This is a genomic window from Williamsia muralis (genome assembly GCF_002735905.1).
Classification (GTDB): domain Bacteria; phylum Actinomycetota; class Actinomycetes; order Mycobacteriales; family Mycobacteriaceae; genus Williamsia; species Williamsia muralis_A.
Genome location: NZ_PEBD01000013.1, coordinates 41,975 through 51,552, shown reverse-complemented (window position 1 = coordinate 51,552; position 9,578 = coordinate 41,975). Strand labels below are relative to the sequence as shown.

The following is a 9,578-nucleotide window of genomic DNA, read 5'->3' as shown; positions in this document are numbered from 1 at the left end:
GCGCTAGACTGATGACACGCTGATCGTCCGCAAGACCTGACTCTGAGATACGTGTGACTACGCCACCATTGTGATCGGCTGTCCCAATGTTGTTGTCCCAGTGTTGTTGTCTTGGAGGGGGTGTGGTGAGGCTGTTGTTGATCTGGTTGATGAGGTCATCGGGGTGGAGTTCCCTGCTGATCCGGCCGGGGTGGTGGCGGTGGTGAAAGATCTGATCACCCTGCGTAATGCTGTCGATGCACGGTTGGCGGCGGGTGCGGCGATCATCGACCGGTTGGGTGTCGCCAAACGGATGGGGTCGACAACGTCAAAGCTGTTGCAGGCCAACGGTGCTACTCCTGGGGCGGCGGCGCGGTGGTTACGCATCGGCACCGGGCTAGCAGGCCTGGACCGTACAGCCGGATACTTTCGGGACGGATTCCTGTCCGCCGAACACGTCGATGCAGTGGTCCCAGGCATCAGCCATGTTCGGGGCCGCGTGGTGGGTGTGATGAGCGAAGAGTTCCGGGGTGAGGTCGAGCGAAAATTGCTCAGCCATCCGTTCTCTGGTGCACCACCGGCGGAGATCGGGCGGATCGCCCGGGCGATAGGCAACGACGTCGCCGGGCCGGCGGGTGGGGTGCCGGCCGCCGAGGACGCCTCGTTGAACACTCTGGACTATGCGATCACTGACGATGGCCGACTGGCAGGCACGTTTGATGTTGATGCGGTGACTGGCGAGAAGATGATGTCCGCCCTCGACGTGTGGTCCAGACCCCGACCCGAACCCGACGGCAGCGCAGATACCCGCACACCGACACAACGACGAGCTGATGCCCTGCATCAACTCCTCGACTGCGGCGGCGGTGGGCAGGGCTGGGTGTCAGCACCGAAAACGGAAGTCATGGTGACGGTTCCCGCTGATCATCCCGACCGGGCGTCACTGCGGTGGATGGGCCCGGTCACCGAAGCAACCGCAGCCGCAGCTGCGTGTGATGCGGTGATCACCTCGATCACCCTCGATGGACAGCAGGTGCCGATCGATTTGAGTCCACCCCGACGCCTGTTCACCGGGCCTGTGCGGAAAGCGATCCTGATCCGAGATACCTGCTGCATCAAATGCGGGGCGCCGGCGACCTGGTCGGACTGCCACCACATCGTGCACTGGGCTGACGGAGGACCCACCACCCTGGGTAACGGCTGCCTACTCTGCCGGACCTGTCATCGGGCCGTGCACCACACCGACTGGGACATCACCATGGGCGCCGACGGACACCCCTGGCTCATCCCACCCGCCGACATCGACCCCACCCGACAACCACTACCAGCCTACAACCGCCGAACCCTCACCCTCGCAGCCTGACTCACCGTCCACTGCAGCGTGGACATCCAGTTACCTGCACTGCAGATGCCGGACTGGCAGACCGACCTACCTGCCTCACTCGGCACAGCCGAGAACGAGCAGGCACATTGACAACTCCATAGTGTGAGGGTTTCACCCCCTCGGGAACGTAGCGGAGCTCGCCGTGTCACTCGCTCCTGTCGCGCAGTTCGTCGGTGACCCAGCCGACGTAGCGGTCAGCCGAAAATCGAACGATCGCAGGACCGTTCGACTCGATCACCTGTCCGTCGAATCCTCCGTAGATCCGGTCGAACGGCAACGCCATAACCGTCGCCTCGATCTTCCGGACCAGGCGCGGGGGCAGCGGGATCAGATTGGGGTAGCTGCGCATGAACGAGACGCTGCGTCTGTCCGCGCCGACCATGAGGGTGTCACCGACGAAGATCGCTCCCCTGCCATTGCCGCCATCCGGCCACAGCAGCACAGAGCTGCCAGGGAAGTGGCCGCCGCATTGCACCAGTTCGATGCCGCCGAACATGGGCTGGCGATCGGTCCAGAACCGTATGACGTCGTCGGGGCGGGTCAGTGAGGTCGCGTCGACCTGGTTGAAATAGACAGGCACCGAATCGAACTCGTGGCTCAGTGAAACGCTGGCTCCCACGAGGTGAGGGTGGCTGGACGCGATCGCCGAAATGCCGCCGTGGGACCTGATGAGCCGGACCAACGACTCATCGATGTACCCAGGCGGTTCCCACAGCAGGTTTCCAGCCGGCGTTCGGATCAGGAAGGTTCGTTGCCCGATACCCACTTGCGGATCGAGTGTGATGGCAAGCAGATCGGGCTCCACCTCGCTGCAGTCGATGGTTCGCTCATCGAGGTCTGCCGTCCGAGCCCACTGCTGACCGTCCGGCGGGACGAACTCACGTTCATCGGTACAGATCAGACACTCTGCAGGCGGATCAACAGCGGGCGCATACTCGTTGGCACAGTTGACACAGAACCAAGGGTCTCGGGATGTGGTGCGCGCGGACAAGTCAGGAATCTCCGGGCTTGTCGAACTGGGCGCGCTTGTAGTCGCCGAACGGTTCGTCGCGCTCGCGTACCGCCTCGCGGAAACCGACTGTTGCCGAACGCATCTGGAATGCGTAGCCCTCGCGAGTGTGTCGCGAGATGCCGTCGAAGACAGTGCTGATCATCGTCGAATTGGCGACACCCTGCGACAGCAGCGAACTGTTCATCGCCAACTTGGCCATGATGAGCTGATTGATCGGCATTCGCGAGATTCGTTCCAGCAGATCCTCGGTGCGCTCGTCGAGGCGGTCCGCCTCCGGCGCCTCGATGGCCAGTCCCCACTCAGCGGCCTGTTTTCCGCTGAGGCAGTCACCAGTGAACAAAAGCCGCTTGGCCCGTTGGTCTCCGAGTCGGTGCGCCCACATCCCGGCCGCGGGAATTCCCCAGACGCGGGTCGGTGGGTAGCCGATCTTGGTGTCGTCGGCGCAGATGATCTGATCGGCGTACAGCGCGATGTCGGTTCCGCCGGCAACCGCAAATCCGTGGAGTTTTGCCACCGTCGGCTTGTTGGCGTGCAGCAGACTCGCGAAACCCCGGTTGAATCGACTCATCATTGCGTAGTCGACCATGGGGTCCCATGTGCCATGAGGATTGTGGTTGCGCGCCTGCACAATCGGATCAAGCACTGTCCCGGCGGCCGCGTCCGGACCGTCCGACGGATTCCCGCCGTTCTCCGCGAAGATCGACAGGTCGTAGCCGCCGCAGAAACCCTTGCCCCGTCCGGACACCACCATCACGTGCACTCGTGGGTCGAGATCGGCGCGCTCTACAGCAGCAGCCAATTCCACCGGAGTGTCGGCCGTGATGGCGTTACCCCGCTCGGGCCGGTTGAAGGTGATCCGCGCGATCCGGTCGGTGACCTCGTAGGTGAGGGTTCGATACTCGGCGTCCCGTTCGGCCCGTTCCCGTCCGGCGAGCAGGGAATCCGCACCCTCTGCAAGCCCTTCCCGCCACGCGGCCGGTCGGGTCCCGGAGTGGTCCTCGTCAGCCATCAGCCATCGCCTTCCTCGTGGACACAGCCCACACGCGTGGGACCACGGCCAGTATGGGCGATGACAACTCACTGACGGCGCTCTTTTCACACGGCGGCGGTGGTTGGCATCCCTCACCCCTTCGGGAGTCTGACATTGGCCTTGCTTACTCCGTCAGTGAACGCTAACGTTAGCGGAGTCCGACAAATACTCGTACAAGGAGTCACCATGGGAGCACCGGTCGCGTTCTTCGAGATCACATCGCACGACCCCACCCGCCTCACCGCGTTCTACCGCGAACTGTTCGACTGGACCATCGACGAGAGCCAGGGTCCGGGATACTCACTGGTCGACACCGGCGCAGGTGAAGAGGCGGTCGGCGGCGGCATCGGCGCCGTCACCGACCCGGCCGAGACCGGCGGCGTGAGCGTGTACATGCGAGTCGACGACCTGCAGGCATCACTCGACCGGGCCGAGACCCTCGGCGGCAAAGCACTCGTACCTCCCACGGACCTGCCTGACGGGTACGGTCGCTTCGCGATGTTCGCCGACCCCGACGGCAACACCATCGGGCTCTGGACATGACCGGAGAACGGCCGGGCGTCGACGAAGCCCTGCGCGCGATGGCCGAGCCCCGACGCCGCGCCATCCTGGAGCTCGTTTCCGGGGAAGAGCTCGCGGCCGGCGAGATCGCGGCGCGCTTCGAGGTCAGCCGTACCGCGATCTCCCAGCACCTCACGGTGCTGAAGGACGCCGGACTGCTCACCGAACGGCGCGAAGGAACCCGGCGTATGTACCGCACCCGCCCCGAGGGCATCGACCAACTCCGCGACATGCTCGACGGCATGTGGGCGTCATCTCTCGACGTCGCGCGGCAACTGGTGGAGGCCGAGCGCGGACTGACCGATGCTGACGAGGTGAACCGTGCCGGCTGAACGCGAGACCGACCAGCCCGCCCGGCCGGTTAGCGGCTCGGTCCTCCCCCTGCGGCGCCCCCCGATCCGCCAATCCACCACCGTGCGCAGCGATCTCGACCACGTTTTCACCACCTTCGTCCGAACCATCGGGGTCTGGTGGCCCCTGCAGCCCATGTCGATCGGCGGCGATCGCGCCCGCAGCGTCACCATCGAGGAGCACACCGGCGGTCGCGTCTACGAGACATGGGACGACGGCACCACCGCCGACTGGGGTCAGCTCGAATTATGGGAACCGCCGAGCCGGTTTGTCATGTCGTGGCTCAACACCCCCGAGCCCACCGAAGTCGAGTTGGCGTTCAGCGCTCTCGGCCCCGCACTCACCAGAGTCTCCGTGGAGCACCGCGGCTGGGAGCGGCTCAGCGAGGATCAACTTCGCGAAGACTGTGCTGCGCCAGGCGGTTACAGCTCGGGCGCATACTCCGGCGGTTGGGCTACCGCCCTTGCGGCCTCGGTCGCCGCCATCGAATCATCACTCACCTGAAAACGGGAAGGGCATCGTCATGACCCACTTCGTGTACAAACTCATTCCACCTCGACCTACTTTCGGACCCGGCGACATGTCCGACGACGAGGTCGCGATCATGGGCCGGCACGGCGCCTACTGGTCGGAGCTGCTGTCCGACGGCACCGCGGTCATCTTCGGGCCCGTCGTCGACCCAACAGGCAACTGGGGTCTGGGGGTGGTGCGCGCCGACTCCGAGGCCGAGGTGCGGGCGATCAGCGCCGCCGATCCCGCGATCACTTCAGGTCTCGCGCGCGTCGAGATACTGCCGATGCCCGTCGGTATCGGTCGCGATGACCCGGCGGGCTGACCGGCGCCCGCATCACACAGTCAGGACAGGCTTCACAACTGAACCCGAACTCGCCGCCTGCCACGCGCTGTCAAAGTCACTGAAAGCGTAAGGCGTGATCAGCTTCTCGAGCGGTAGGTCTCCGCGTGAGTACAGATCGACCAGTTCGGGAATGAAGGTCTGCGGCACGCTGTCGCCCTCGACGATGCCCCGAATCGACAGCCCTCTTCCCATGACGAGTCCGACGGGGAGTTCAGCCATCGGAGCACCCAGGCCGACTATGCCCAACTGGCCGCGCGTACGCAGCGCTGACACGGCATCGGCGAGGACGGCGGGGATGGCGGTGGTGTCGAGGGCGTGGCCGACACCGCCGGCGGCATGTTCCACCACCGCCTCCACCACGGCGGAATCAGCGGGGTCGACGACATGTGTGGCGCCCAGATCTGTTGCCAGTGAACGTCGCTCGGCAATCGGATCCACGGCGATGATCGTGCTGCAACCGGCAATCCTCGCACCCATGACAGCAGACAGACCGACGGCACCTGCCCCGAACACCGCGATCGAATCGCCGATGCCCGGTCGCAGGGCATTGAGCACCGCACCGACTCCTGTTTGCACACTGCACCCCAGCGGAGCTGCTGTGGCGGCATCGATCTGCTCGCCGATCGGGACCGTGTTCCGTTGTGTCGCAATCGCATACGTCGAGAAGCTCGATTGGCCGAAGAAGCCACCGACAACTGCGCCATTCGATCCGCTCGAGGCCCCCGACCAGCTCAGGGCGCCGGACCCGTCCGCACGGTCGCCACGCATGTTCAAGGTGGTCGATCGGTCGCAGTAAGCAGGACGGCCGGCCGCACATTGCGAACAGACTCCACAACTGTTGAACGTCAGCACAACACGCTGCCCGACGGCGACAGTGGCACCCGGCCCCACCGCTTCGACCACGCCGCAGCCTTCGTGTCCGAACACGATCGGCATCCGCTTCGCCGGCCATCGGGCAGCCAGGGATATGTCGGTATGGCAAATGCCGACCGCACCGATCTTGATGAGCACCTCGTCCCCAACCGGCTCACGGACCTCGATGTCGGCGAGCACCGGGGCACCGCCTGCCTCAGTGAGTACCGCAGCTCGACTCGCGACCATGTTCGCCCTCCACTCGACCGATGAAACCGGATGGCACAACGCCCCCACCGGAGCCGCCATCTGACACTGACTGTAGTCACTTCGATCTGCGGACACTCGATCATTCGCGGGTATCGCGGTGGCCCAAATCGTCTGACACGCCACCCCTCGATGCGGTGGGATCGTCGATGCCCGATTCGGCGGAACCGGACTCGGCCACGCGTGCGCTGTCGGACTCGTCCTGATCGAGTGCGTCAAGCGCGGCCCGCAGCGCATCGCTTGTGGCTCCCGCCGCCAATGCAAAGGGTTCGAGAACTACATCGGCACCGGCCGACCGCAACTGTTCGGCATCATGGCGGGTGTGCGCGGTGACCACCGTGCGCCCGGCGTACTTCGCCTGCCGAAGGTTGTGCAGCAGAGTCCTACTCGTGTCGATCACCGGGATGGTGCTGATGACGTACCGCGTCTGCGCGAGCGGCAATGACTCGAGGAAGTGGACGTCCTCGGCACTGCCGAAGACTGCCGGCTCTCCGCGGCTGTTGTGGTGTGCGACCCGCTGGGGATCGAAATCGACGACCAACACCTTGTGTCCCGACTCGCTCAGGTGCTCGGCGACGTGGGTGCCGAACCGGCCCAGTCCGTAGACGATCGTGTCGATTTCGGGCGTGATGTCGGCTGCCTCAGGACGCAGCTTCTCGGTCCGTTCGAACACCGCGACCCAGCGCTCGAGGCGGTCGAAGATCGCACTCCAGTACAGGATCAGGTAGGTGGAACAGCCGATGGTGATGAGCCCGACGACCGTGATGAGACTGACTGTGGCGCCATCGATGTGGCCGAGACCGAACCCCAGAGCGGCAAGTATCAGTGAGAACTCGGAGATCTGCGCGAGGGTGGCACCGGTCGCGAATCCCACTCGCACCGGGTAACGCATCACCGCCATGATCAACATGACGATGATCGGCTTGCCGATCAGGACGAAGGCCGAGAACACCAGCGCTTCGACCACTTGCCCACCGGCATCGCCGAACTCGAGTCGCGCTCCGAGGTCGAGGAAGAAGAACAGCAGCAGAAAATCCCGCAGGCTGACCAGCCGTGCACCCATCGCATCGCGATACGGCGTTGCCGCCAGGGAAATTCCCGCGATGAAGGCACCGACCTCGGAGCTGAAACCGAGCCACTCGGTCAGCGCTGCGACACCCACGGCGTAGGCGACGCCGAACAGCACCAGCAACTCTTGAGATCGCGCGATGTGACCGAGCAACCAGGGCAACACGTACCGCATGATCAGGCCGACGCCCACCAGCAGCGCGATGCCCTTGGCCACCACGAGCACCACACTGAGCCCGATGTTGGTGTCGCCGCTGCCGTGCCCGACTGCGGTGAGCACGATCATCACCAGCACCACGACGATGTCCTGCACGATGAGGACACCGAGTGCGATCCGGCCGTGGAGCTGCTCGATCTCGTGTTTGTCCGAGAGCAGCTTCACCACGATGATCGTGGACGAGAACGTCAGCGCCACAGCCACATACAGCGCGGCAGTGGCGTCCATCCCGAACGCGATGGCACCGCCGTATCCGATGACCGCAGTCAAGACCACCTGGCCCAGCCCGGTGATCAGGGCAATCGGGCCGGTGTTGCGAATCAGGTGGAGGTCGAGCCGTAAACCGACCAGGAACAACAGAACCGCGATCCCCAACCGCGCCAGCAGCTCGATGGTGCCGTCGGCGACAACCCACCCTGTGCCGACCGGCCCGACGAGCACGCCGACACCGATGAAGGCCACGATCATCGGCTGGCGCAGGCGGGTGGCGACAAGCCCCACGATCGCGGCCATGAGCAACACCAGCGCGATCATCGAGAAAGGCTCGAGGCCGCTGTCGGCGCCGAGATCAGCAGAAGTCGCCACCAGGCTGGTCACCAGCGCGCCGCCTGTGCGCCAGGCGCCCGCGTGTGGCCGTCACGTACGTTGACGAGGCCTGGCACGATGCGGGGCATACCGGAATTGTCGCTGGTGGCGCAAGGTCCCACAAGGCCGCAGCCGGTGTGACGGAACCGTCGGGCCGGCTCGGCGGGTCAGGCGATTACGCAGCGGTCATTCGCGCTCGAGGTAGAAGTAGAAGTGACGGTCACGGACCAGCGACGTCTTGCCGTTCATGATGCCCATGACGTGGGAGTCGTCGACCTTCTTGAAGTGGTCGATGACGGGCTGGCCGTCGTAGACCATCGACGCGGTGGTCTCACCGCGGAACTGCACATCCCACAAGCTGGCCTCGCCCTTACCGAGTTCCTGATTCGAGTACAGGTTGCCGTCGTCGTCGCGGCACACCAGCGGTTTGACGTCGTAGATCGAGTTGAAGGTCTTACCGTGCCAGCGCGCCAACTCGAGCTGACCGTCCATCTTGTGCCCACTGGGTAACTCGCCCCCCGACCACGCACCGATCATGAAGTCGCGCCCGATCGGTTCCAACGCGGCCCACAGTTCATCCAGTTGGGCGGGTTCGCTGACCGCCTGGCTCTCCTTGAGCTCGAAGAACGTGGCCACGGCCTTGTCGTTGTCCATCTAGACCTCACTGCTCGGGGATTCTGCACACAAGAGTAGTCAGAAAGGGTCGGCCGACCAACCCGCTTGGTCGATCCGCTTCACAGCGCGCTCACGATGAGGCCCACCCCGAGGGACCCCATGACGACGGCCACCAGCACGTCGAGCAGTCGCCACGCGCGGGGTTTGGCGAACAGTGGCGCCAGCTTTCCCGAGCCGAACCCCAGCGCGGCGAACCACAGGAGAGACGCCGCGCAGGCACCGGCGGCGAACACCCATTTCGATTGCGGGCCATGCGTGTTCGCGATTGTGCCGAGGGTGATGACCGTGTCGAGGTAAACATGGGGATTGAGCCAGGTCAGCGCGACCGCCGTGCCGACGGCCGCCCATCGGCTCGTGGCTGCCACCGCGTTGCCTGCGTCGATAGCCGTCGGACGCATCGCCCGGCGGGCGGCCAGTGCCGCCAACACCAGGAGGTAGCCGGCACCGGCAAAGGTGGCCAGGTCGACCACCTGCGGGTGCGCGGTGACCACTGCGCCCAGACCGATGACACCGGCGAGGATGAGGACGATGTCGGACGCGGTGCAGACGGCGACGACCGGCAGGACGTGCTCGCGACGAATACCTTGCCGCAAGACGAACACGTTCTGTGCACCGATGGCGATGATCAGACCCGCCCCGGTCAGGAGACCGGCGACCGCCGGGAAGAAGTTGGACACCAGGCCACGCTAGGTCGACCGAGGGGATCAATCCAGCGAATGATTTTCATGGAGCATTAGACTC

11 protein-coding genes are annotated in these 9,578 nt (G+C 64.8%); 5 read left to right on the top strand and 6 right to left on the bottom strand.

The window, feature by feature from the left end:
• Window positions 1-163 precede the first annotated feature (163 nt).
• Window positions 164-1,342 carry an HNH endonuclease gene (locus tag CSW57_RS24070; RefSeq protein ID WP_223249492.1) on the top strand — a complete coding sequence of 393 codons (1,179 nt, stop codon included), beginning with the start codon at window positions 164-166 and terminating at the stop codon, window positions 1,340-1,342.
• 166 nt (window positions 1,343-1,508) lie between these two features.
• Here CSW57_RS24070 and CSW57_RS24065 read toward each other — a convergent pair whose 3' ends face one another.
• Both CSW57_RS24065 and CSW57_RS24060 read right to left on the bottom strand, forming a co-directional pair.
• Window positions 1,509-2,354, bottom strand: coding sequence for a hydrolase (locus tag CSW57_RS24065; protein ID WP_099385124.1), 846 nt, complete (start codon window positions 2,352-2,354; stop codon window positions 1,509-1,511).
• Window position 2,355: 1 nt separating this feature from the next.
• Window positions 2,356-3,384 (bottom strand): crotonase/enoyl-CoA hydratase family protein, encoded by a 1,029-nt coding sequence (locus tag CSW57_RS24060; RefSeq protein ID WP_189339423.1) that lies wholly within the window; start codon window positions 3,382-3,384, stop codon window positions 2,356-2,358.
• A 207-nt stretch (window positions 3,385-3,591) separates the two neighbouring features.
• Between CSW57_RS24060 and CSW57_RS24055 the strand changes: the two genes are divergently transcribed.
• Genes CSW57_RS24055 through CSW57_RS24040 form a run of 4 tightly spaced genes read left to right on the top strand, consistent with a single transcriptional unit; the run spans window position 3,592 to window position 5,152 of the window.
• A complete protein-coding gene (locus CSW57_RS24055; RefSeq protein ID WP_099385123.1) occupies window positions 3,592-3,948 on the top strand; it encodes a VOC family protein in 357 nt (118 codons plus the stop codon).
• Complete coding sequence (locus tag CSW57_RS24050) at window positions 3,945-4,298, top strand: ArsR/SmtB family transcription factor (protein WP_099385122.1); 354 nt, start codon at window positions 3,945-3,947, stop codon at window positions 4,296-4,298. Before CSW57_RS24055 ends, CSW57_RS24050 begins: the two co-directional genes overlap by 4 nt.
• Window positions 4,288-4,821 (top strand): SRPBCC domain-containing protein, encoded by a 534-nt coding sequence (locus CSW57_RS24045; RefSeq protein ID WP_189339422.1) that lies wholly within the window; start codon window positions 4,288-4,290, stop codon window positions 4,819-4,821. The genes CSW57_RS24050 and CSW57_RS24045 overlap by 11 nt, the downstream gene beginning before the upstream one ends.
• Window positions 4,822-4,840: 19 nt before the next feature.
• On the top strand, window positions 4,841-5,152 hold the full coding sequence (locus CSW57_RS24040; protein WP_099385121.1) for a YciI family protein: 312 nt from the start codon (window positions 4,841-4,843) through the stop codon (window positions 5,150-5,152).
• A 12-nt stretch (window positions 5,153-5,164) separates the two neighbouring features.
• Here CSW57_RS24040 and CSW57_RS24035 read toward each other — a convergent pair whose 3' ends face one another.
• From CSW57_RS24035 to CSW57_RS24020, 4 genes are all read right to left on the bottom strand, one after another.
• Window positions 5,165-6,274 carry an NAD(P)-dependent alcohol dehydrogenase gene (locus CSW57_RS24035; protein WP_099385132.1) on the bottom strand — a complete coding sequence of 370 codons (1,110 nt, stop codon included), beginning with the start codon at window positions 6,272-6,274 and terminating at the stop codon, window positions 5,165-5,167.
• Between the two features lie 100 nt (window positions 6,275-6,374).
• Window positions 6,375-8,174 carry a cation:proton antiporter gene (locus tag CSW57_RS24030; protein ID WP_317615623.1) on the bottom strand — a complete coding sequence of 600 codons (1,800 nt, stop codon included), beginning with the start codon at window positions 8,172-8,174 and terminating at the stop codon, window positions 6,375-6,377.
• Window positions 8,175-8,348: 174 nt separating this feature from the next.
• Window positions 8,349-8,816 (bottom strand): DUF4334 domain-containing protein, encoded by a 468-nt coding sequence (locus tag CSW57_RS24025; RefSeq protein ID WP_099385120.1) that lies wholly within the window; start codon window positions 8,814-8,816, stop codon window positions 8,349-8,351.
• An 80-nt stretch (window positions 8,817-8,896) separates the two neighbouring features.
• Window positions 8,897-9,517, bottom strand: coding sequence for a LysE/ArgO family amino acid transporter (locus CSW57_RS24020; protein WP_370624029.1), 621 nt, complete (start codon window positions 9,515-9,517; stop codon window positions 8,897-8,899).
• Between the last annotated feature and the right edge of the window lie 61 nt (window positions 9,518-9,578).